The organism is Streptomyces coerulescens, from assembly GCF_042657965.1.
GTDB classification, from domain to species: Bacteria; Actinomycetota; Actinomycetes; order Streptomycetales; family Streptomycetaceae; genus Streptomyces; species Streptomyces coerulescens.
This window is the reverse complement of the sequence record NZ_JBHSKM010000007.1, coordinates 282,853-305,036: the sequence shown is the minus strand read 5'-3', so window position 1 is coordinate 305,036 and position 22,184 is coordinate 282,853. Positions and strand designations below refer to the sequence as shown.

Genomic DNA, 22,184 nt, shown 5'->3' with positions numbered 1-22,184 from the left:
CTTCAATGCGGGGGAACTCGGGGAACTGAACCGCGGCGTACGGATGTGAACACCCCCGACGCCCCGACGGGGTGGCCCCGATCAGCCGCGTGAACGGTCTGACCAGCCGTTGTGAAACAACCACAGAAAGGCCCCTGCATGCCGCACGCCACACAGCACGCGGACATCGCCGCCGTCGCCTCCGCGGAACTGGACACGGCCCTGCGAGGCGGCCCCTTCCATGCCGCCCTGCGCGCAGCGATAGCCGCCCGGGGACTGCCTCTGCAGCGTGTGCAGCACCATCTGTCCCGTCGCGGTGTGAAGGTCGGCGTCACCAGCCTGAGCTACTGGCAGCAGGGGGCACGGCGGCCCCAGCGCCCCGAGTCACTGCGGGCGGTGCGGGCGCTGGAGGAGATCCTCCAGTTGCCTGAGGAGTCCCTGATCAGGCTGTTGTCCGAGGCCGACGACCACTCCGTCCTCCAGCAGCCCGCCGCCCGCTCCTATCGCTCCCTGGTGGAGGCCTCGGGCGTGCTGGAGCGGCTGCTGGCCGAACTGGACTGCCCGGTCGACGGCGGCCTGCACACCCTCGCCCACCATGAGCAGGTTCGAATCGGGGCGCGCCGTGAACTGGCGGGACGCGAGTCGCACCACATCGTGCGCGCCCACAAGGACGGCGTGGACCGCTTTGTGGCCGTCCACCACGGCGACCCGGGGTGCACGCCGGAGCGCATGACGGTGCACGCTCTGGAGAACTGCCGCACGGGCCGGGTCCGTTGGCACCACGACACCGGTGTCCTCGTCGCCGAGCTGCTCTTCGGCACGCGCCTGCGGGCCGGCGACACCTATCTCTTCCGGTACGGCGTCGAGGACGGCACGGCCGACGTGTCCCGCGAGTACGCCCGCGGCTTCCCCCTCGCGGGTGGCCAGTACGCGCTCCAGGTCCGCTTCGCCGAGAACGCCCTCCCGGCGCGCTGCCACCGATTCGCCCAGCACTCGGCGGCGGCACCTCGCAGCGGCCGCCAGGGACTGGCCATCAGCGGACTCCACCGGTCCGTCCACCTCGTCGAGCCACGGGTGCGGACCGGGATCGTGGGCATCGGGTGGGAATGGGAGTGAACGCCCGCGTCGGCCTGCCCTCGGCCTGATCAGCCTCAGCCCGGTCGGGCCGTCAGCCTGGTCAGTCCTCAGCCTGATCAGTCCTCAGCCTGGTCAGTCCTCAGCCTGGTTCAGCCCTCAGCCTGGTTCAGCCCTCAGCCTGGCCGGCCTTCGGCCGCCGGCGTCGGCTTCTGACCCCGGGACGCCTTGGCGCGCCTGCGCACTCGCCGCTCCGAAGGTTCCCTGGGCGCGTGCGATTCGCCCCGGAGGACAGACCGCGAGACGTAAGCGATTGCGCAAGCGTTTACGTCTGGCTTCGGATGAGATACCTTCCCGGCCAGAGGAGACCGCAGCGGCCGGGGACGAGGCACAGCGGGAGGGACAGAGAGGGGTCGGGATCCGATGGCGACCATGACCGACGTCGCGCGGCGCGCCGGCGTGTCCGTGGCGACCGTCTCGCATGTGCTGAACGAGACCCGGCCCGTGCTGCCCCACACCCGGCAGGCGGTGCTCGATGCCATGGAGGAGCTCGGCTACACGCCCAACACGCTCGCCCGCTCCCTGGTGACCTCGCGCACCCGGTCGATCGGGCTGGCTGTGTCCGCCATCAGCAACCCGTACTTCACGGAGATCCTCCAGGGTGTCGAGACCGCGGCCCTGGAGCACGGCTACGGCCTGCTCATCGCCGACCCCCACGACGATCCGGAGCATGAACGCAAGGTCGTACAGCTTCTGCACGAGCGCCGTGTGGACGGCATGATCGTCGCGCCCTCCGCCGACCCGCGGGAGCTCCTCGCCTATCTGGGGCGCCACAAGGTGCCGACCGTCCTCCTCGATCGCGTGGTGGGCACCCCGGCGGACGGGGCGACGGGGTTCGACCAGGTCTGCGCCGACAGCGCCGAGCCCATGGCACAGCTGGTCACCCATCTCGCAGGCCTCGGCCATCGGCGGATCGGCCTCGTCGCCGGGCTCCCGGGACTCAGCACCACCAGCGAGCGGCTCACCGGATACCGGGACGGTCTGGTGGCCGCCGGGCTCGCGTACGACGACGGGCTCGTCGTGCACGGCAACTCCGAGTCCCCCGGCGCCGAACAGGCCACCGCGACACTGTTGTCGCTCACCGAGCCGCCCACCGCGCTCGTGACCGCCAACAACGCGATGACCATGGGCGCCCTGCGCAGTCTGCGCGACCACGGGCTGTCCGTGCCCGATGACATCGCGCTGTGCTGCTTCGACGACTTCGCCTGGGCCGATCTGTTCTCACCCAGGCTGACCGCGATCGCCCAGCCCAGCAGGGACATCGGCGCCCAGGCGGTGAGTGTGCTGCTGGACCGTCTCGCCTCACCTGACCGGCCTGCCCGGACGGTGCGTCTCCCCTGCGATTTCGTGCACCGCACCTCGTGCGGCTGTCCCGAACAGTCCCTGATGTCCGTGAAAGGAACCGCCTCGTGATCGTCGTCGCCGGTGAGGCCCTGATCGACCTGGTACCGCAGGGCACGGGCGCCCTCGCGGGTCTGCAGCCGGCCCTCGGCGGCGGCCCGTACAACACCGCCGTGTCCCTCGGCCGGCTCGGCTCCCCCACCGCCTTCTGTTCCCGTACCTCCTCCGACGCGTTCGGTGAGGCCCTGCTCGACGGGCTGCGGGCGGCCGGGGTGGACGTGTCGGCCGTGCAGCGCGGGATCGAGCCGACGACACTCGCGGTCGCGACCATCGACGAGAAGGGGTCGGCCGCCTACTCCTTCTATGTCGAGGGCACCGCCGACCGGCTCTTCACGGCGCCTTCGGAGCTGCCCGCACAGGTTCGCGCGATCTCCTTCGGCACCTGCTCGCTCGTCCTGGAACCTGGGGCGAGCGCGTATGAGGAGCTGATGCGGAGTGCGGCCGCGCAAGGGGTGTTCACGGCGCTCGACCCGAACATCAGGGCCGGACTGATCCCCGACCCGGATGGCTACCGGGCCCGGTTCAAGAGCTGGCTGCCGTCGGTGTCGCTGCTCAAGCTCTCCGAGGAGGACGCGCAGTGGCTGGGCGGCACACCGCGTGAGTGGCTGGACGCGGGACCTGCGGCCGTCGTGATCACCCAGGGCGGCGACGGGCTGACTGTCTTCACGCGGAGCGGCGCGGTGTACTCCGTACCCGGTGAAGAGGTCGACGTCGTGGACACGATCGGTGCGGGCGACACCGTGAACGCGGCCCTGTTGCACGGGCTGGCGGCCCAGGACGCCCTGTCCGCCGAGGCCCTCGTGGGGCTCGATGCCGACGGCTGGACACGGCTGCTGCGATTCGCGGCGCGGGCTGCCGCGATCACCTGCTCCCGGGCGGGTGCCGAACCGCCGTTCGCCTCCGAACTGGGGGACTTCTAGGAGGCGTTTCGTGCGCTCCTTCATTCCACTGGCGAGGCATTCCACTGTTGAGGAGTCAAGGTTCCTCGCGGCCGCCCGGCTCGGGCCGCTGATGATCCAACGGGCGGCGCCCCGCGGGGAGTTCCCGCGGGGCGCCGCCCGTTTTCAGGATTTGGTCGGACTCGCCGATCGCCCGGCTCAGGCCTTGCGGGCCCGCGTCGTCTTCTTGGCGGGAGTCGTCTTCTTCGCGGCGGCCGCCTTCTTCGTGGCCCCGGCCGCTTTGTCGGTGGCCTTGTTGTTGGCCGCCTTCGTGGTCCTGGCCGTCGCCGTCTTCTTCGCTGCCGTCCTCGCCGCGACCGTCTTCTTGGCCGCAGCCTTGCGCGGGGCCTTCACCGAGGCCGCGTCGCTGATGCGGTCGGCGCCGAGGACCTCGCGCAGGAACTTGCCGGTGTGGCTGGCGGGCACCGCGGCGACCTCCTCTGGCGTGCCCTCGGCGATGACCAGGCCACCGCCGGCGCCGCCCTCGGGGCCCATGTCCACTAGCCAGTCGGCGGTCTTGATCACGTCGAGGTTGTGCTCGATGACGATGACCGTGTTGCCCTTGTCGACCAGGCCGGAGAGGACCTTCAGCAGCTTGCTGATGTCCTCGAAGTGCAGACCGGTGGTCGGCTCGTCGAGGACGTAGACCGTGCGGCCGGTGGAGCGCTTCTGGAGCTCGCTGGCGAGTTTCACGCGCTGTGCCTCACCGCCGGACAGAGTGGTCGCCGACTGGCCGAGCCGGACGTAGCCGAGACCGACGTCGTTCAGCGTCTTCAGGTGACGGTTGATCGCCGGGACGGCCTCGAAGAAGTCCATGGCCTCTTCGATCGGCATGTTCAGGACCTCGGAGATGGACTTGCCCTTGTAGTGGACCTCCAGGGTCTCCCGGTTGTACCGGGCGCCGTGGCAGACCTCGCACGGGACGTACACGTCCGGGAGGAAGTTCATCTCGATCTTGATGGTGCCGTCGCCCGCGCAGTTCTCGCAGCGGCCGCCCTTGACGTTGAAGGAGAAGCGGCCGGGCTGATAGCCGCGGACCTTCGCCTCGGTGGTCTCGGCGAACAGCCTGCGGATGTGATCGAAGACGCCGGTGTACGTCGCCGGGTTCGAGCGCGGGGTGCGGCCGATGGGCGACTGGTCGACGTGCACGACCTTGTCGACGAGGTCGTCGCCGTCCACGCGCGTGTGCCGCCCGGGGACGTTGCGGGCGCCGTTGAGCTCGCGGGCCAGGTGCGTGTACAGGATGTCGTTGACCAGCGTCGACTTGCCGGAGCCGGACACGCCCGTGACCGCGGTGAACACGCCCAGCGGGAACGAGACGTCGATGTCCTGGAGGTTGTTCTCCCGGGCGCCGTGCACCGTGAGCAGCCGCGACGGGTCGTGCGGTCGCCGGATGTCGGGCACCGGGATCGCCTTCTTGCCGGCCAGGTACAGGCCGGTCTGCGACTCGGCGTTGGCGAGCAGTTCCTTCAGGGAGCCGCTGTGCACGACCTTGCCGCCGTGCTCACCGGCGCCGGGGCCGATGTCGACGATCCAGTCGGCGGTCTTGATGGTGTCCTCGTCGTGCTCGACGACGATGAGCGTGTTGCCCATGTCGCGCAGCCGGACGAGGGTCTCGATCAGCCGGTGGTTGTCGCGCTGGTGCAGACCGATGGACGGCTCGTCGAGGACGTACAGCACTCCGACGAGTCCGGAGCCGATCTGGGTGGCCAGGCGGATGCGCTGGGCCTCGCCGCCGGAGAGCGTGCCGGCCGCGCGGTTGAGCGAGAGGTAGTCCAGGCCGACGTCGACCAGGAACCGCAGCCGCTCGTTGACCTCCTTCAGCACGCGCTCGGCGATCTTCTTGTCGCGGGCGTTGAGCCGCAGCTCGCCCAGGAACTCCGCGCAGTCGCTGATCGACATCGCGGAGACCTCGGCGATCGACTTCTCCATGATCGTGACCGCGAGGACGATCGGCTTCAGTCGCGTGCCCTCACAGGTGGGGCAGGGCACCTCGCGCATATAGCCCTCGAAGCGCTCCCGGCTGGCGTCGCTCTCGGCCTCGCTGTGCCGGCGCTTGACGAAGGGGACGGCGCCTTCGAAGGGCGTCGTGTAGACGCGCTCACGGCCGTATCTGTTGCGGTACCGGACCTCGATCTGCGTCTTGTGACCGTGGAGCAGGGCCTTCTTGGCGCGCTGCGGCAGGCCCGCGAAGGGGATGTCGGTCCGGAAGCCCAGCGCGTCCGCGAGGGCACCGATCAGACGACCGAAGTAGTCCTTGGTGTGGCCGTGCGACCAGGGGTGGATGGCGCCCTCGTCGAGGGACTTGTCCTCGTCGGGGACGATCAGCTCCGGGTCGACCTCCATGCGCGTGCCGATGCCGGTGCACTCGGGGCAGGCGCCGAACGGCGAGTTGAAGGAGAAGGAGCGCGGCTCCAGCTCCTCGAAGGAGAGGTCGTCGTACGGGCAGTACAGGTGCTCCGAGTACATGCGCTCGCGCTCGGGGTCGTCCTCGGGGAGGTCGACGAAGTCGAGCACGACCATGCCGCCGGACAGGCCGAGGGCGGTCTCCACCGAGTCGGTGAGCCGGCGCTTGGCGGAGTCCTTCACCGTGAGGCGGTCGACGACCACCTCGATGGTGTGCTTCTCCTGCTTCTTCAGCGTGGGCGGGCTGGAGAGCTGGATGGTCTCGCCGTCCACCCGCGCGCGGGAGTAGCCCTTGGTCTGGAGGTCGGAGAAGAGGTCGACGAACTCGCCCTTGCGCTCGCGCACCAGCGGCGACAGCACCTGGAAGCGGCTCCCCTCCGGCAGCTCCAGGACCTTGTCGACGATGGCCTGCGGCGACTGGCGGGAGATCGGCCGGCCGCACTCGGGGCAGTGCGGCTTGCCGATGCGCGCGAAGAGCAGACGCAGGTAGTCGTAGACCTCGGTGATGGTGCCGACCGTCGAGCGCGGGTTGCGCGAGGTCGACTTCTGGTCGATGGAGACGGCCGGGGACAGACCCTCGATGAAGTCGACGTCCGGCTTGTCCATCTGGCCGAGGAACTGCCGGGCGTACGACGACAGCGACTCCACGTAGCGCCGCTGTCCCTCGGCGAAGATGGTGTCGAAGGCCAGCGAGGACTTGCCCGACCCCGACAGGCCCGTGAAGACGATGAGCGAGTCGCGCGGCAGGTCGAGCGAGACATTCTTCAGATTGTGCTCGCGCGCGCCACGGACGATGAGACGGTCGGCCACGCCGGTCCGCACCTTTCTTGAGAGAAGTGACATGGGGGCGAGGCCCCCGTGTGTTCTCGGAGTCGAGTCCCCCGTGCTTTTTCAGACTAGGGGGCGCCACTGACAACGCCGGTCGGATTCCCGGATGCGTCAACAAACCCCGGCCATCCAGCATGCCCGACGCCACGACCGACCCTATAGCACGCGCATTCGATTTACGGCACTCGTTCACCACCTTCACCCAAAGGTGTGGCGGGGCTAGTGTCAGCACCATGATTGATCACGCTCGTGACCTGGTGTCTGTACGTGAAGCGACCGATCGGCTGCTCACCGCAGCGGCAAAACTGGACAACGCGTCGGTGGCCGAGCCGTCACGGCTCCCCGGCTGGAGCCGCGGCCACGTCCTCGCCCACATCGCCCGCAACGCGGACGCCCTCGTGAACGTCCTCGAAGGGCGCCCCATGTACGTCTCCGCCACCGCCCGGGACGCGGACATCGACCGCGACGCCCCGCGCCCCCTCGACGCCCAGCTGACGGATGTGCGTGAGAGCGGCAGCCGCTTCCAGGAAGCGGGCGCCGTGCCCGCGGACTGGGCGCGCACGGTGGAGCTGCGCAACGGGGTCACCGACGTGGCGGCCCGGGTGCCGTTCCGGCGGTGGGTCGAGGTGGAGCTGCACCACGTCGATCTCGGGATCGGGTACGAGCTGGAGGACCTGCCGGCGGAGTTCGTGGAGCGGGAGATCGACTTCCTCGCGGACCGGTTCACCGGGCACGCCGACGTGCCGCCGACGCGGCTCACGGACGGCACGCACGCGTGGAGCACGGGCCGGGAGGCGGACGCCCCCGAGGTCACCGTCCGAGGCAGCGCACCCGACCTGCTCGGGTGGCTCGCCGGGCGCCGCGACGGGGCCGGGCTGACCGCGGAGGGCGGCGCGTTGCCGTCGCTTCCCCCGCTGTAGCGCCAGGGGGCCACCGGCCGCCCTGCCGCTATAGGCTGCCGACATGACGTACAGCGGACAGGTGACGGTCGGCGGCCCCGCCGACGTGCATGAGCTCAAGGACCTGATGATCACCAAGATCGCGGTCGGCACGATGGACAACAACGCCTATCTGCTGCGCTGCCGGGCCACGGACGAGCAGCTGCTGATCGACGCCGCCAACGACGCGGACACGCTGCTCGGGATGATCGGTGACGACGGCATCGCGTCCGTCGTCACCACGCACCAGCACGGCGACCATTGGCAGGCGCTCGCCGCGGTCGTCGAGGGCACCGGCGCGCGCACGTACGCCGGGCGGGACGACGCCGACGGCATCCCGGTGCCGACCGACGTCCTGGTCGACGACGGCGACACCATCCGGGTGGGGCGCGTGGAGCTCACCGCGCGCCACCTGGTGGGGCACACGCCGGGTTCGATCGCCCTCGTCTACGACGACCCGCACGGGCATCCGCATGTGTTCACCGGGGACTGCCTCTTTCCCGGCGGCGTGGGCAACACCCGTAAGGATCCGAAGGCGTTCGCCAGCCTGATCCACGACGTGGAGACGAAGATCTTCGGCACGCTGCCCGACGAGACATGGGTCTACCCCGGACACGGCAACGACACGACCCTGGGGGCCGAGCGGCCGCATCTGCCGGAGTGGCACGCGCGGGGCTGGTGAGCGGGAACCGGTTGTGTGGCCGGTGACCGAGAGCAGGTAAGGGCGCGAGATCAATGACTACGCGCCCCCGCGCACGCGCCCCGTGTGAACCGTTCACACACGCCGGAGTCCTGCGCGCGCTCCCGTCGCGCGTTGTTGCGCAGTCAACTGGAAGCAGCCCCGCGAAGGATGACGGCTCCTGAGCGGAAAGGGCCGCCGGTCCCTCAATCCCCGCCCTCGACCGGCGGCCCCGGCGATCTCTCGCCGGATGTGTTCACAAGAACGCAACACCCGTTCCCAATATGCGGACTTCCGGCGTTGCGATCTCGACAAAGTCGACGATGTACTGTCAATCTCGCGCCATGCACCCTGCCCCCCGCGCGCTGCGCCGCGCCGTCGCCGTCGCAACGACCGCCCTGCTCGCCACCGCTCTGGGCTGCGCCCCGCAGCCGGACGAGAAGGCCGCCGACGCGCCGTCGGGTTCGGCCGGGAACACCTGCGCCAAGGGCAAGTTGGCCACCGAGACCGTCGGCAAACTGACCGTCGCCACCGACGAGCCGGCGTACGAGCCCTGGTTCAAGGACGACAAGCCCGCCAACGGTGAAGGCTTCGAGTCGGCGGTCGCGTACGCCGTGGCGAAGCAGCTCGGCTACGACAAGAGTGCCGTCGTCTGGCAGAGCGTTCCGTTCAACAAGGCTTTCGCGCCCGGCGAGAAGACCTTCGACTTCGTCATCAACCAGGTGTCGATCAGCAACGAGCGCAAGAAGGCCGTGGACTTCTCCTCCGGCTACTACGACGTCCGCCAGGCCGTCATCGCGCTCAAGGACGGAAAGGCCGCCAAGGCGAAGAGCGTCGCCGATCTGAAGGGCCTCAAGCTGGGCGCACAGGTCGGCACCACCAGCCTCGACTACATCGACGACGTGGTGCAGCCGACCCAGGAGCCCGCCGCGTACGCCAAGAACGACCAGGCCAAGTCGGCGCTGAAGAACGGGCAGGTGGACGCCATCGTGGTCGACCTGCCCACCGCCTTCTACATCACCGCGGCCGAGGTGACGGACGCGACGATCGTCGGCCAGTTCGAGAACCAGGGCGGTACGCCCGAGCAGTTCGGCCTCGTGCTCGACAAGGGCAGCGCGCTGACGTCGTGCGTGACGGACGCCGTGGACGCCCTGCGCGAGGACGGCACCCTGGACAAGCTCGAACAGCAGTGGTTGTCCGACGCCGTCGACGCCCCGGTGCTCAAGTGACCTTGACGAAGCAGGAGTCCGGCCAGGAGGGCGCGGACGGCGACGGCGGCATGTCCGCCGCGGGTGACGGTTACGTCCCTTCGCAGCGGCGGCTCGACCGCGAGCGCTACAAGCGTGCCCGCGCCCGCCGCGCCACGGCCATCGGCGCCCTCTCCACCCTGGTCACCGGTGTCGTCCTCTATCTGGTCGTGGTCAACGCCCCGGGCTGGCCGCGTACCAAGGAGACATTCTTCGACTGGGAGTACGCGCGCGAGGCGTTCCCCAAGGTCGTCGAAGGACTGTGGCTCAACGTCCGGCTGCTGCTGATCTGCGGCGCCTGCGTACTGGTCCTCGGGATGCTCATCGCCGTGGCCCGCACGCTGCGCGGCCCGGTGTTCTTCCCGCTGCGGGTGCTGGCGGCCGCCTACACGGACTTCTTCCGTGGCCTTCCGCTCATCATTAACCTCATGATCGTCGTCCTCGGCGTCCCCGCGCTGCGGCTCCAGGGCGTGACGGTCGATCCGGTGCTGCTGGGCGGCACGGCTCTGACGCTGACGTATTCGGCCTACGTGGCCGAGGTGTTCCGGGCCGGCATCGAGTCCGTGCACCCCTCGCAGCGCGCCGCGGCACGCTCGCTCGGGCTCACCAACCGGCAGGCGCTGCGCCACGTCGTCCTGCCCCAGGCGGTACGCCGTCAGGTGCCGCCCCTGCTCAACGACCTGGTGTCGTTGCAGAAGGACACCGGGCTCGTGTCGATCGGCGGCGCGGTGGACGCCGTACGGGCCGCCGACATCATCGTGGGCCGCAGCCTCAACTACACGCCCTACATCGTGGCCGGACTGATCTTCGTGGCGCTGACCATTCCGATGACACGCTTCACGGACTGGGTGACGGCCCGGATGGACCGCCGGCGCGCCCAAGGAGGTGCCCTGTGAGCGACGCGTCTGTGCATGACGAGCCTCTGAGCGACGCACCTGTGCTGCGCATGGAGTCCGTACGCAAGACCTTCGGCGGTTCGGTGGTGCTGCGTGACGTCGACCTGGAGGTCGCCCCGCACACGGTGACCGCTCTGATCGGGGCCTCCGGCTCCGGCAAGTCCACGCTGCTGCGGTGCGCGAATCTGCTGGAGGAGATCGACGACGGCGCGATCTGGCTGGACGGCGAGGAGATCACCGATCCACGGGTGGACCAGGACACCGTACGCCGCCGTATCGGCGTGGTGTTCCAGGCGTACAACCTCTTCCCGCACATGACGGTGCTGGAGAACATCACCCTCGCCCCGCGCCGGGTGCACGGGCAGTCGCGCACCGAGGCCGAGGCACACGCGCGTGAGCTGCTGGAGCGGCTGGGGCTCGCCGACCGGGCGGGCGAGTACCCGGACCGGCTGAGCGGCGGGCAGCAGCAGCGGGTCGCGATCGTCCGCGCGTTGGCCGTACGTCCGCGACTGCTGCTGCTGGACGAGATCACCGCCGCCCTCGACCCCGAGCTGGTGGGCGAAGTCCTCGCCGTCGTCCGTGACTTGAAGGCGGACGGGATGACCATGGTGCTGGCCACGCACGAGATGGGGTTCGCCCGCGAGGTCGCCGACCAGGTTTGTTTTCTGGACGGAGGGGTGGTGCTGGAGCGCGGCACGGCAGAGCAGATCTTCGGTGATCCGCAGCAGGAGCGTACGCGGCGCTTTCTGCGGCGGATCGTGGAGGCCGGTCGGTTGTAAGGACCGCCCGCCATGGACGGCGCCACTTACAACCGCCCCGCCTGCCGACGTCACGTGTCCGCCTGTCCCGCCCCCACCAGCGCCACGACCCGCTCGACACCGAAGACGTACCCCTGGACACCACACCCCGCGATGACCCCGTCGGCACGCAGCGAGACGTAGGAGTGGTGCCGGAACGACTCGCGCTTGTGGATGTTGGAGATGTGCACCTCCAACACGGGCAGTCCGTCACAGGTGTTGAGTGCGTCCAGAATCGCGACCGACGTGTGTGAATAGGCGCCGGGGTTGATCACGATCCCGCAGTGGTTCTGCCGCGCCTCGTGGATCCAGTCGACCAGCTCGCCCTCGTGGTTGGACTGCCGGAAGTCGATCGTGCCGCCGTGCGCGGCCGCCGCCTTGGCGCACAGGGCCCTGACATCGTCGAGGGTCTCGGAGCCGTAGATCTCCGGCTGGCGCTGGCCGAGCAGGTTCAGATTGGGGCCGTTGAGGATCATGATCGGGGCGTTGGCCAGGGTGCGGGGCACGGTTCCTCCGGTCCGTTCGGGGTGGGGCGGTCCGTCGATGACCGCTGCTCAGACCCGGTTTATCACGGTGCGTGGACCACGTGACTCGCCATAGCCTCCGGGCATGACCACTCTCTCGTACCCTCCCAAGCCGTCCCCCGGCGACCGCGTCGCCGTCATCTCGCCCGGCGCGGGCCTGCCCGGACTCCTCCCGCGCCCCTTTGAACTGGGCCTGGAGCGGCTGCGCAAGGAGTACGGGCTCGAACCGGTCGAGTACGCGGCGACCCGCAAGATGGGCTCGACGCCTCAGGAGCGGGCCGACGACATCCACGCCGCCTTCGCCGACCCGGACATCAAGGCGGTCATCGCCTCGATCGGCGGCGACGACCAGATCACCGTGCTGCCGCTGCTGGACCGTGAGTTGATCCGAGCAAACCCGAAGCCGTTCTTCGGGATGAGCGACAACACGAACCTGCTGATGTTCCTGCGCAACACGGGGATCGTCGGCTATCACGGCGCCACCGTGATGTGCGAGCTGGGCCGCCCCGGTGCGATGCACCCGCGGACCGCCGACTCGCTGCGGGCCGCGCTGTTCACCTCCGGCGAGTACGAACTCGCTCCCGCCGAGCGCTGGAACGACGTCAACCGTGACTGGGCCGACCCCGCGACTTTCGACGCGGAGCCCGAGACGAGGCCCGGCAACGGATGGACCTGGGTGAACGCCGACCGGGTGGTGGAGGGCCGCACCTGGGGCGGCTGTCTGGAGATCGTCGGCTGGCTGCTGATGGCCGACCGGGAGATCGCGCGCGACCTCTCGGAGTACGACGGCGGTGTGCTGTTGCTGGAGACGTCGGAGGAGATGCCGAGCGCGAGCGAGGTCTTCTGGACCCTACGGAACATGGGCGAGCGCGGGCTGCTCCAGCGTTTCTCCGCACTGCTGATGGGCCGGGCGAAGACCTGGTCCTTCGAGCGCCCCAACGGCCCCGAGGAGGCCGCTCGTTATGCCACCGAGCAGCGCGAAGCCGTGCTGCGAGCCATGCGTGTATATGCCCCCAACACACCGATCGTCTTCGACGTGGACTTCGGCCACACCGATCCACAACTCGTGATCCCCTACGGCGGCTTCGTCCGCGTCGACGGCCCCGCCCGGCGCATCACCGTCACGTACTGACGAGGGCCGAGCGCCCCCGTACGCCCCCGTAACCCGCGATCACCGTGGGTAGTTGACGCAGCATGCACGATGTACGCACCGTAAAGGGACCCCCGTCCATGCTGCGGCTCGCGGTCGCCTCGCTCGCCGGGACGGCCATCGAGTTCTACGACTTCTTCGTCTACGGGACCGCGGCGGCGCTCGTCCTGGGGCCGCTGTTCTTCCCGACGTTCTCGCCGGTGGCGGGAACCCTGGCCGCCTTCGCCACGTTCGGGGTGGGCTTCGTGGCACGTCCCCTGGGGTCGGTGCTGTTCGGGCACATCGGGGACCGGCACGGACGCCGGCCGGTCCTCGTCGCCTCACTGCTGCTGACCGGCGCGTCCACGGTCGCGGTCGGCTGCGTACCGACGTACGAGTCCATCGGGGTGGCCGCTCCCCTGCTGCTGCTCGTGCTGCGCTTTCTCCAGGGGCTGGGGCTGGGCGGCGAGTGGGGCGGGGCCGTCCTGCTGACCGTCGAGCACGCACCGCCCGGCCGGCGCGGTCTGTGGTCGAGCTTTCCGCAGGTCGGGCCCGCGCTGGGCTTCCTGCTCGCCAACGGTGTGGTGCTGGGGCTGTCGGCGACGCTGTCGGACGCGCAGTTCGCCTCGTGGGGCTGGCGCGTGCCGTTCTGGGCGGCGGGAGTGCTCGCGCTGGTCGGGCTGTGGCTGCGGTCGTCGCTCGCCGAGAGTCCCCGGTTCCTCGAGATCGACGACCACGCGCGCGTGCCGCTCACCGAGGTCGTACGCGGCCACTGGCGGCTCGTGCTGCTGACGGCCGGAGCGCTCGCGATCGGGTACGCGATCTTCTACGCCGTGACGACCTGGTCCCTCGCCTACGCCACCGAACGGCTCGGTGTGAGCCGTGGCGTGATGCTCACCTGCATCATGGGCGCGGTGGTGGTGAAGGGCTCGCTGACACCGGTGGTGGCGATCCTCGGCGACCGGTACGGACGGCGTCCCCTGTGCCTCATCGGGTGCGCGGCGTCCGCTCTGTGGATGTTCCCGCTGGTCGCGTTGCTCGCCACGGGTCAGCCGCTGCTGATGTTCCTGGGCTTCCTCGGGGCGATGCTCGCCTTCATCACCATGTTCGCGGTGATCGCCGCCTATCTGCCGGAGCTGTACGAACCCCGGGTGCGCTGCACGGGTGCCGCGGTGGGCTACAACCTCGGTGGTGTCATCGGGGGCGCGCTCACGCCGATCGTGGCGACAGCGCTGGTCGAGCAGAGCGGCGGCCGGGTGCCGTGGGGTGTGGGGGCCTATCTGACCGGGGTCGCACTGCTGAGTCTGGGGTGTTTCGCACTGCTGCCCGAGACGCGTCCGGTGCCTGCCACGGCTGCGGAGCCCGCCACCGGGTGACGGGCTCCGCAGCCGTGGCGCGCTCACGGATTGAGCGCGAGCTCCAGGTACGCCGCGAACAGCACCAGGTGGACGCCGCCCTGGAGCGGCGTCGCCCGCCCGGGTACGACCGTCAGCGAGCTCACCACCACCGTCAGGGCCAGCAGCACCATGTGCGTGGCCCCGAGGCCGAGGACCAGTGGGCCCGTGAGCCAGACGGAGGCCAGGGCGACCGCCGGGATGGTCAGTCCGATGCTGGCCATCGCCGAGCCGAGCGCGAGATTCAGACTGGTCTGCACCCGGTCACGGCGGGCGGAGCGCAGCGCGGCGATCGTCTCGGGGAGCAGCACCAGCAGGGCGATGATCACGCCGACGACGGCATGGGGCAGGTCGGCGGCCGCCACTCCGTCCTCGATGGTGGGCGACACCCCCTTGGCCAGGCCGACCACGCCGATGAGGGCCAGGCCGAGCAGCCCGAGACTCACCAACGCCGTGCGGACGGAGGGCGCTTCGGCGTGGTCGTCACCGGTGATCACGTCGCCCTGCCGGGTGATGGGGAGGAAGTAGTCACGGTGCCGCACGGTCTGCGTTGCCACGAAGAGGCCGTACAGGACCAGCGACGAGACCGCGGCGAAGGTCAGCTGCACCGAGGAGAACTCCGGGCCGGGCTTGCTCGTGGTGAACGTGGGCAGCACCAGGCTGAGTGTGGCCAGGGTGGCGACGGTCGCCAGGGCGGCACCGGTGCCCTCCGGGTTGAAGACCGCCGTACGGTGCCGCAGCGAGGCCACGAGCAGACACAGGCCGACGATGCCGTTGCACGTGATCATCACGGCCGCGAAGACGGTGTCGCGGGCGAGGGTGGAGCTCTTGTCGCCGCCGTCGGCCATCAGGGTCACGATCAGGGCGACCTCGATGATCGTGACGGCGACGGCGAGGACGAGTGAGCCGAAGGGTTCACCGACGCGGTGCGCGACCACTTCGGCGTGGTGTACCGCGGCCAGGACGGAACCCGCGAGGACCAGCGTCACGACCGCGACGACCGCGACGGGCAGATCCCGGCCCCAGGTGAAGGCCAGCAGGACGACCGCGAGCACGGGGACGAAGTACGTCCACCCCGTCGTGAGCGACCTGAGCCTGTCGATCATGGAGCGATCGTCGCAGAGGGGTTGGGGGTTCGCATTCCGGTCCGGGTGGTTGTCGGGACGGTGGTCAGGCGGCCCCGCACCCTCGGGATGCGGGGCCGCTGTGTTTCTTGTGTCGCTACGCGAAATCGGTCATCTCCTGTACGTCGCAGTCCGTGAAGGACGGCGGCCTGGTGCACAGCGCGGCCATCTGCTCCGCGAACTTGGTCGTCTCGGGGTCGTCACTGTTGCGCATCGCGTCCTCGTGGGAGTCGAACTCGACCACCACGAGGTAGCGGTTGGTCTGCGCCCTGTCCTTGATGACGAGCCGCCGCGTGGGGCCGCCGCTGCGGTCCGCCAGGCGCTGCTCCGTCTCCCGGGCCAGCTCTCGCATCTCATCGATGCGTTCGGTCTCGAAGTCGATGATCTGTACGAACTTCATGGGTGCGTCCACAGGTGCCTCCACCCCCGGCCGTGGTGTCCCCCGGCGAGGACATCCAGCACCCAAAGAAGCACCGGGAGCAGTGCTCGGCAATTCGCCGAGCACCACCCCCGGTGATGGTTCTTCCTACGTCCGACATGGTCAGACGTCGATGCTGTCCTTCGGAGCGCCATCGCTCCGCTCCTGCGCCGCCTCGGCCGCCGCCTGCTTCTTGGAGGCCCTCAGGCTGGTGATCGTGGTGACGACCAGGACCGAGCAGATCACGCCGAGCGAGACCGGAATGCTGATCTCGGGGACATGGACCCCGGACTCGTGCAGCGCGTGCAGTACCAGCTTCACGCCGATGAAGCCGAGGATGATCGACAGGCCGTAGCTGAGGTGGACCAGCTTCTTCAGCAGACCGCCGATGAGGAAGTACAGCTGCCGCAGACCCATCAGCGCGAACGCGTTGGCCGTGAACACGATGTACGGGTCCTGCGTCAGGCCGAAGATCGCCGGGATGGAGTCCAGGGCGAAGAGCACGTCCGTCGTGCCGATCGCGAGCATCACGACCAGCATCGGGGTCATGACCCGCTTGCCGTTCTCCTGGATCCACAGCTTGGTGCCGTGGTAGCGGTCGGCGACACCGAACCTGCGCTCGGCCGCCTTCAGCAGCTTGTTCTCCTCGAACTCCTCGTCGTCGCCGTCGGCCCGGGCCTCCTGGATGAGCTTCCAGGCGGTCCAGATCAGGAAGGCGCCGAAGATGTAGAACACCCACGCGAAGCTGGCGAGGATCGCGGCACCGGCGGCGATGAAGATGGCCCGCAGCACCAGGGCGATGAGGACACCGACCAGCAGCACTCGCTGCTGGTACTGGGACGGCACGGCGAACTTCGCCATGATCAGAACGAAGACGAAGAGGTTGTCGACGCTCAGTGACTTCTCGGTGATGAAGCCGGCGAAGAACTCGCCGCCGGCCTGTCCGCCGCCGAAGATCAGCAGGCCGAGCCCGAAGAGGCCCGCCAGGGTGATCCAGACGATCGTCCAGATTCCGGCTTCCTTGATGGATACGTCGTGCGGTTTGCGGCCGATGAAGAAATCGACCGCGATCAGGGCGGCAAGGCCCACGATGGTCAGGACCCACAGGGTCGTGGAAACTTCCACTGCGCCTCCGGCAGTACGTAACGGCAGATGTCAGCGTCGTCGCGCGCCGGAGGTCTCTTCCACCCACGATGGGCCGACGCCCCGGGATCTGGCCGGATCCGTATTGACGGGTACGTCGCAGCAGACAGGGAGTACTCCCCTCCGTGCGACAAACAGTACCCCAATCACCAAGGAAAGGTAAAGCGATTGGCAAAAGAAGTACCAAGTTAGCTGGTCAGAGGCCCTTTACCAGTGCTTGGCCCGGGCTGCCGCGACCTGTGTGAGCACCTGCTGGAGGACCTGGCTGCCGGCCGGCACGGGCGAGGGCTCGTAGGTCCAGGCATGTCCGACCCACGGGTCGGCGAGGTGGTCGTCGGCCACCGGGGTCAGCCGCAGCAGCGCACGCCACAGCGGGTCGAGCAGCGGGCCGTAAGCGGCCGCCTCCTCGCGGTCCGCGACCATCATCAGGTGGACCCCGACGGCGGGACCCTCGTCCGCGAGGTAGCGCAACTGGTTCACGGCCCGGTCGTCGAAGCCGTGCGGGAAGTCGTTGACGATCAGCAGTTGCTGGGAGGTGTCGAAGCCGGGCGGCAGGGAGTCGGGCGCACCGCCGCGCAGCGCCATCTGCACCAGATCAACGCGCTGGGTGAGCCGCGCGAGGACCTCCGCGACTCCGGCCGCGCCCACAGCGGGCGGGGCCGCGAGCACACCGGTCTGCACCAGGGGTGCCAGCGCCTGGGCGCCCGAACCGGCCGGGTCGATGACGTGCACGGTGAACTCGCCCGCCGGATAGACGGCGAGCAGCCGGGCCGCGTGTGCCACCGCCGTCTCCATCGCGAGGCGGCGCAGGTCGTGGGAGTCGGTGAAGGAGCCGTCGAGCGATCCGCTGCGTCCGCTGTCGATCCACAGGCCGCGCTCCAGCGGAAGCCGGACCAGCATCGGGATGCGCAGCTCGGCGCTCTCGGGGAGGTGGAGCTCGCCCAGGCGCAGGGCCATGGGGATCTCCATCGGTACTCGGTAGCCGTGCCAGACCGGGTTGTCCCAGCGGGCGAAGGCGGGCGGCAGCGCCGGTTCGACGACCTGGGACTCCGCGGTGAGCTGCGCGAGGTCCCGGTCGAGGGTCGCCCTGGCCTGGTTGACGAGCTCCGCGTGCTTGGCCTGGGCCGCGTCCCGGGCGGCGTCGCCCTGTCCGCCGATCCGGCTGCGCGGGTCCGACAGGACCTGGTCGAGCTCCTTCTCCATGCGCGATTCGGCGAAGTCGACCGCGCTGCGATAGGCGGCGGTCGTGCGGGCCAGGTCCTCGAACATGCCCCACACCTGGTTGTAGAGCCGCTCCTCCATGGACCAGCCGGTGGCGTCGCCCGCGACGGGCTGCGCGGGCTGTCCGGGCTGTGCCGGGGGCGCGGTCGGCGGGGGCGGCGGCGGAGCCGCGTTCTGCCGACGCGGGTGGCTGTAGTCGATGGGTCCGCCGGATGTGGGGGCGGACGGCTGGGCGGGGTCGGTCGCGCCGTTTCCGCCCTGGTACGACGGGTGCGGCGTGGACTGGCCCGGCATGCCGGGCGTCTGGGTGCCGTAGGGCGACGTCGGCTGCGGTGCCGTGGCACCGGAGGTGCCCTGCTGGGCCGGGCCCGACTGGTCCGGTCCCATGGCGGGCGCGGCCGTCTGCCGGGAACGGTCGCCGTCCGTACGCGGCGGGGGCGCCGGGATCGAGCGGGCCACGCCCTGGGCCACCGCTTCGTTGATGCTGCCGGCGAGCTGATGGGCCTGGGCCAGGCCCTGGTCGTTGAAGAGGTCGGCGAGCCCGCCGGCGTACCCCTGGCCGATGGCGCGCACCTTCCAGGCACCCTGGCGGCGGTAGAGCTCCAGGGCGACGACGGCGGACTCGGACTCCAGGCCGGCGACGGTGTAGCTGGCGACCTCGGCGCCGTCGAGGCCGGTGACCGCGACGAACGGGGTGGGGACGGCGCCGAAGCGCGTCGGACCCCCGACCCCCGTCGGAAGGGCGAGCAGCACACTGACACGGTGGACGGCCTCCGGCATGGCGTCCAGGTCCACCGCGAGGCGATGGTCGGCGGCCGCCTGCCGGGAGACCTCGAGGCCGGGCAGGGTCGGGGTGCCGGGGTGGGCCACCCAATCGACGCCGTGGATCCTGCCCTGCTCGTCGCCGAGCGTGGCGGCGGCCACGATCGGAGCGCCGGCCGAGACCCGGATCTCCAGACGGGCCTGGGAGAGCGGGTGGTTCTGCCCCCGCACCAGCTCGGCCGTCATGCCTTCGTCCCCCTGCTTGTCAGTTGTCGTGTCGTGTGCCGCCCGCCGGGCCGCCTTGTGTGTCCTACAGGTGCGGCAGGATCGCCGGCATCAGGTCCTGGAACGTACGGCCGTTGGCCGGCGTGCCGAGGGCCGTCATCGTCCAGCCCGGACCGTTGCGGTGCACCTTCGCCATGATCTGGGCCGTGTAGGCGCCGCCACCCGCGAGGGTGTAGCGGGCGAGCTCCTGGCCGTTGGTCTCGTCGACCAGGCGGCAGAACGCGTTCTGCACCTCCTGGAAGGTCTGGCCCGTGAAGGAGTTCACGGTGAAGACGATCTGGTCGATGTGGACCGGGATGCGGGCGAGGTCGACGAGGATCGCCTCGTCGTCGCCGCCCTGGCCGACACCGCCGACGAGGTTGTCACCGGTGTGACGCACCGAGCCGTCGTCGCTCACCAGGTGGCGGAAGAAGACGACATCGACCGGCTGCTTGTCCGCGAACAGAACGGCCGAGGCGTCGAGGTCGACCTCCCGCGTACGCGAGCCGAACAGGCCGCGCCGGGGAGCCGCCTGCCAGCCGAGACCCATGCGCACCGCGGTCAGGCTGCCTCCGTCGTTCTTCTGCAGACTGATTGCCTGACCCTTGGTCATGTTGACGGTCACGTGCTGATTCCCCTCTCGAACTGTCCCCTGTTGGCCGCGGAGTCCGCGGATGACGAGAACCCTACGCAGGGGCACTGACAGTGACGTACCCCGGTCCCCACTTTGTGTCGGTCTTGCAACACAGCGCGTGCGGGAAGCCTGCGGACGGGTCCCGTCAGGCCAGTCCCGCCTCCTTCATCTGACGCAGTTCCTTCTTCATCTCGGACACCTCGTCGCGCAGCCGTGCCGCGATCTCGAACTGCAGATCCGCGGCGGCGGCGCGCATACGCTCCGTCAACTCCTCGATCTGCTCGGCGAGATCCGCCGCCGGCCGGTCGGTCGGCACCGTCTCCTTGGCCTTGCCCTTGGCGGACTTGGCCGTCTTCGCGCCCTTGGCCGCCTTGTCGCCGAGGGAGGGCACGGGGGCCTTGGTGCCCCGGCCGTCCTTCTTGGCGCGGTAGCCCGTGCCGAGCAGCTGCTCGGTGTCGACGTCCTCGCGGGCGATCTGGGCGACGATGTCGTTGATCTTCTTGCGCAGCGGCTGGGGGTCGATGCCGTTCGCCTTGTTGTACGCGACCTGCTTCTCCCGGCGGCGGTTGGTCTCGTCGATGGCCTTCTCCATCGCCGGGGTGATCTTGTCGGCGTACATGTGGACCTGGCCGGAGACATTGCGCGCCGCACGGCCGATGGTCTGGATGAGGGAGGTCCCGGAGCGCAGGAAGCCCTCCTTGTCGGCGTCGAGGATCGCCACCAGGGACACCTCGGGCAGGTCGAGGCCCTCGCGCAGCAGGTTGATGCCGACGAGGACGTCGAACTCGCCGGCGCGCAGCTCTCTCAGCAGCTCGACACGGCGCAGGGTGTCGACGTCGCTGTGCAGATAGCGCACCTGGATGCCGAGCTCCAGGAAGTAGTCCGTGAGGTCCTCGGCCATCTTCTTGGTGAGGGTGGTGACCAGGACGCGCTCGTCCTTCTCGACGCGCGTGCGGATCTCGTGCACCAGGTCGTCGATCTGGCCCTCGGTGGGCTTGACGACGACCTCAGGGTCGACGAGGCCGGTGGGGCGGATGATCTGCTCGACCTGGCCGTCCGAGCGGGAGAGCTCGTAGTTGCCGGGGGTCGCCGACAGGTAGACGGTCTGCCCGATGCGCCCCTGGAACTCCTCCCACTTCAGTGGTCGGTTGTCGAGGGCGGAGGGCAGGCGGAAGCCGTGGTCGACCAGGGTGCGCTTGCGGGAGGCGTCGCCCTCGTACATGGCCCCGATCTGCGGCACCGTCACGTGCGACTCGTCGATGACGAGCAGGAAGTCCTCGGGGAAGTAGTCCAGCAGGGTGTTCGGCGCGGATCCGGGCGAGCGGCCGTCGAAGTGCATCGAGTAGTTCTCGACGCCGGAGCAGGAGCCGATCTGGCGGAGCATCTCCAGGTCGTAGGTCGTTCGCATCCGCAATCGCTGGGCCTCCAGGAGCTTGCCCTGCTTCTCCAGTTCGGCGAGGCGCTCGCCGAGCTCCTTCTCGATGTCGTTGACGGCCCGCTCCATGCGCTCGGGGCCCGCGACGTAGTGGGAGGCCGGGAACACGTACAGCTGCTCGTCGTCGCTGATGATCTCGCCGGTCAGCGGGTGCAGCGTGGACAGGGCCTCGATCTCGTCACCGAACATCTCGATACGGACGGCGAGCTCCTCGTAGACCGGGAAGATCTCGATGGTGTCGCCGCGCACCCGGAAGGTGCCGCGGGTGAAGGCGAGGTCGTTGCGCGTGTACTGGATGTCCACGAAACGGCGCAGCAGTTGGTCCCGGTCGATCTCCTCGCCGACCTTCAGGGGGACCATGCGGTCCACGTACTCCTGCGGCGTACCGAGGCCGTAGATGCACGAGACCGAGGCGACCACGACGACGTCACGGCGGGTGAGCAGCGAGTTCGTCGCGGAGTGACGCAGGCGCTCGACCTCCTCGTTGATCGAGGAGTCCTTCTCGATGTAGGTGTCCGACTGCGGGACGTAGGCCTCGGGCTGGTAGTAGTCGTAGTACGAGACGAAGTATTCGACGGCGTTGTTCGGCAGGAGCTCGCGGAACTCGTTCGCCAGCTGGGCGGCCAGCGTCTTGTTCGGCGCCATCACCAGGGTGGGCCGCTGGAGCTTCTCGATCATCCACGCGGTGGTCGCGGACTTGCCTGTGCCGGTCGCGCCGAGCAGGACGACATCCTTCTCACCGGCTTCGATGCGCCGGGCGAGCTCGGCGATGGCCGTCGGCTGGTCGCCGTTGGGCTGGTAGGGGCTGACGACCTCGAAGGGCGCCACCGTGCGTTCGATGCTGGAAACGGGCCGCATGGATCCACCGTACGACCCCCCACTGACAACGCGGT

General features: G+C 69.5%; 18 protein-coding genes. 10 read left to right on the top strand and 8 right to left on the bottom strand.

The window, feature by feature from the left end; genetic code table 11:
• Nucleotides 1-138: 138 nt before the first annotated feature.
• From ACFPQ9_RS13250 to ACFPQ9_RS13240, 3 genes are all read left to right on the top strand, one after another.
• Entirely contained in the window at nt 139-1,095 is a 957-nt protein-coding gene (locus ACFPQ9_RS13250) for a hypothetical protein (RefSeq protein ID WP_380851780.1), read from the top strand.
• A gap of 381 nt (nt 1,096-1,476) precedes the next feature.
• Nucleotides 1,477-2,526 (top strand): LacI family DNA-binding transcriptional regulator, encoded by a 1,050-nt coding sequence (locus ACFPQ9_RS13245; RefSeq protein ID WP_380851777.1) that lies wholly within the window; start codon nt 1,477-1,479, stop codon nt 2,524-2,526.
• Nucleotides 2,523-3,434 (top strand): carbohydrate kinase family protein, encoded by a 912-nt coding sequence (locus tag ACFPQ9_RS13240; protein WP_380851774.1) that lies wholly within the window; start codon nt 2,523-2,525, stop codon nt 3,432-3,434. Before ACFPQ9_RS13245 ends, ACFPQ9_RS13240 begins: the two co-directional genes overlap by 4 nt.
• Nucleotides 3,435-3,611: 177 nt before the next feature.
• Here the strand turns inward: ACFPQ9_RS13240 and uvrA are convergent, their stop codons facing one another.
• Complete coding sequence (uvrA, locus tag ACFPQ9_RS13235) at nt 3,612-6,668, bottom strand: excinuclease ABC subunit UvrA (protein WP_380851771.1); 3,057 nt, start codon at nt 6,666-6,668, stop codon at nt 3,612-3,614.
• Nucleotides 6,669-6,919: 251 nt separating this feature from the next.
• Between uvrA and ACFPQ9_RS13230 the strand changes: the two genes are divergently transcribed.
• The 5 genes from ACFPQ9_RS13230 to ACFPQ9_RS13210 all read left to right on the top strand — a co-directional run bounded on the left by ACFPQ9_RS13230 (nt 6,920) and on the right by ACFPQ9_RS13210 (nt 11,225).
• A complete protein-coding gene (locus ACFPQ9_RS13230; protein WP_380851768.1) occupies nt 6,920-7,606 on the top strand; it encodes a maleylpyruvate isomerase family mycothiol-dependent enzyme in 687 nt (228 codons plus the stop codon).
• Between the two features lie 43 nt (nt 7,607-7,649).
• Nucleotides 7,650-8,306, top strand: coding sequence for an MBL fold metallo-hydrolase (locus ACFPQ9_RS13225; RefSeq protein WP_380851765.1), 657 nt, complete (start codon nt 7,650-7,652; stop codon nt 8,304-8,306).
• Nucleotides 8,307-8,647: 341 nt separating this feature from the next.
• Nucleotides 8,648-9,532 (top strand): ABC transporter substrate-binding protein, encoded by an 885-nt coding sequence (locus tag ACFPQ9_RS13220; RefSeq protein ID WP_380851762.1) that lies wholly within the window; start codon nt 8,648-8,650, stop codon nt 9,530-9,532.
• Entirely contained in the window at nt 9,529-10,446 is a 918-nt protein-coding gene (locus tag ACFPQ9_RS13215; protein ID WP_380851759.1) for an amino acid ABC transporter permease, read from the top strand. Before ACFPQ9_RS13220 ends, ACFPQ9_RS13215 begins: the two co-directional genes overlap by 4 nt.
• A 50-nt stretch (nt 10,447-10,496) precedes the next feature.
• Nucleotides 10,497-11,225 carry an amino acid ABC transporter ATP-binding protein gene (locus ACFPQ9_RS13210; RefSeq protein WP_380852389.1) on the top strand — a complete coding sequence of 243 codons (729 nt, stop codon included), beginning with the start codon at nt 10,497-10,499 and terminating at the stop codon, nt 11,223-11,225.
• A gap of 50 nt (nt 11,226-11,275) precedes the next feature.
• On the opposite strand, the gene aroQ is transcribed toward ACFPQ9_RS13210, so the two are convergent.
• Nucleotides 11,276-11,749: a type II 3-dehydroquinate dehydratase gene (gene aroQ / locus ACFPQ9_RS13205; RefSeq protein WP_380851756.1), complete on the bottom strand. Its 474-nt coding sequence runs from the start codon at nt 11,747-11,749 to the stop codon at nt 11,276-11,278.
• Between the two features lie 103 nt (nt 11,750-11,852).
• Between aroQ and ACFPQ9_RS13200 the strand changes: the two genes are divergently transcribed.
• Complete coding sequence (locus ACFPQ9_RS13200; RefSeq protein ID WP_380851753.1) at nt 11,853-12,899, top strand: S66 family peptidase; 1,047 nt, start codon at nt 11,853-11,855, stop codon at nt 12,897-12,899.
• Nucleotides 12,900-12,997: 98 nt separating this feature from the next.
• Nucleotides 12,998-14,272, top strand: a complete 1,275-nt coding sequence (locus tag ACFPQ9_RS13195; RefSeq protein ID WP_380851750.1) for an MFS transporter — start codon at nt 12,998-13,000, stop codon at nt 14,270-14,272.
• A 23-nt stretch (nt 14,273-14,295) separates the two neighbouring features.
• Here ACFPQ9_RS13195 and ACFPQ9_RS13190 read toward each other — a convergent pair whose 3' ends face one another.
• From ACFPQ9_RS13190 to uvrB, 6 genes are all read right to left on the bottom strand, one after another.
• The gene (locus ACFPQ9_RS13190; RefSeq protein ID WP_380851748.1) at nt 14,296-15,396 is read right to left on the bottom strand and encodes a calcium:cation antiporter; all 1,101 of its coding nucleotides are present in this window, start codon (nt 15,394-15,396) and stop codon (nt 14,296-14,298) included.
• 115 nt (nt 15,397-15,511) lie between these two features.
• Nucleotides 15,512-15,814, bottom strand: a complete 303-nt coding sequence (locus tag ACFPQ9_RS13185; RefSeq protein WP_380851745.1) for a hypothetical protein — start codon at nt 15,812-15,814, stop codon at nt 15,512-15,514.
• A gap of 141 nt (nt 15,815-15,955) precedes the next feature.
• Nucleotides 15,956-16,957 carry a TerC family protein gene (locus ACFPQ9_RS13180; protein WP_380851742.1) on the bottom strand — a complete coding sequence of 334 codons (1,002 nt, stop codon included), beginning with the start codon at nt 16,955-16,957 and terminating at the stop codon, nt 15,956-15,958.
• Between the two features lie 225 nt (nt 16,958-17,182).
• Complete coding sequence (locus ACFPQ9_RS13175; protein WP_380851739.1) at nt 17,183-19,204, bottom strand: TerD family protein; 2,022 nt, start codon at nt 19,202-19,204, stop codon at nt 17,183-17,185.
• A gap of 64 nt (nt 19,205-19,268) precedes the next feature.
• Nucleotides 19,269-19,847, bottom strand: coding sequence for a TerD family protein (locus tag ACFPQ9_RS13170; protein WP_380851736.1), 579 nt, complete (start codon nt 19,845-19,847; stop codon nt 19,269-19,271).
• 154 nt (nt 19,848-20,001) lie between these two features.
• A complete protein-coding gene (gene uvrB, locus ACFPQ9_RS13165; RefSeq protein ID WP_380851733.1) occupies nt 20,002-22,149 on the bottom strand; it encodes an excinuclease ABC subunit UvrB in 2,148 nt (715 codons plus the stop codon).
• Nucleotides 22,150-22,184 lie beyond the last annotated feature (35 nt).

Excerpts from the sequence above, each read along its gene's own strand:
- ACFPQ9_RS13190 (WP_380851748.1), bottom strand. The coding sequence starts at position 15,396 with ATGATCGACAGGCTCAGGTCGCTCACGACGGGGTGGACGTACTTCGTC.
- ACFPQ9_RS13200 (WP_380851753.1), top strand. The coding sequence starts at position 11,853 with ATGACCACTCTCTCGTACCCTCCCAAGCCGTCCCCCGGCGACCGCGTC.
- ACFPQ9_RS13195 (WP_380851750.1), top strand. The coding sequence starts at position 12,998 with ATGCTGCGGCTCGCGGTCGCCTCGCTCGCCGGGACGGCCATCGAGTTC.
- ACFPQ9_RS13230 (WP_380851768.1), top strand. The coding sequence starts at position 6,920 with ATGATTGATCACGCTCGTGACCTGGTGTCTGTACGTGAAGCGACCGAT.
- ACFPQ9_RS13220 (WP_380851762.1), top strand. The coding sequence starts at position 8,648 with ATGCACCCTGCCCCCCGCGCGCTGCGCCGCGCCGTCGCCGTCGCAACG.
- ACFPQ9_RS13210 (WP_380852389.1), top strand. The coding sequence starts at position 10,497 with ATGGAGTCCGTACGCAAGACCTTCGGCGGTTCGGTGGTGCTGCGTGAC.
- ACFPQ9_RS13245 (WP_380851777.1), top strand. The coding sequence starts at position 1,477 with ATGGCGACCATGACCGACGTCGCGCGGCGCGCCGGCGTGTCCGTGGCG.
- ACFPQ9_RS13185 (WP_380851745.1), bottom strand. The coding sequence starts at position 15,814 with ATGAAGTTCGTACAGATCATCGACTTCGAGACCGAACGCATCGATGAG.
- ACFPQ9_RS13175 (WP_380851739.1), bottom strand. The coding sequence starts at position 19,204 with ATGACGGCCGAGCTGGTGCGGGGGCAGAACCACCCGCTCTCCCAGGCC.
- ACFPQ9_RS13225 (WP_380851765.1), top strand. The coding sequence starts at position 7,650 with ATGACGTACAGCGGACAGGTGACGGTCGGCGGCCCCGCCGACGTGCAT.
- uvrB (WP_380851733.1), bottom strand. The coding sequence starts at position 22,149 with ATGCGGCCCGTTTCCAGCATCGAACGCACGGTGGCGCCCTTCGAGGTC.
- ACFPQ9_RS13250 (WP_380851780.1), top strand. The coding sequence starts at position 139 with ATGCCGCACGCCACACAGCACGCGGACATCGCCGCCGTCGCCTCCGCG.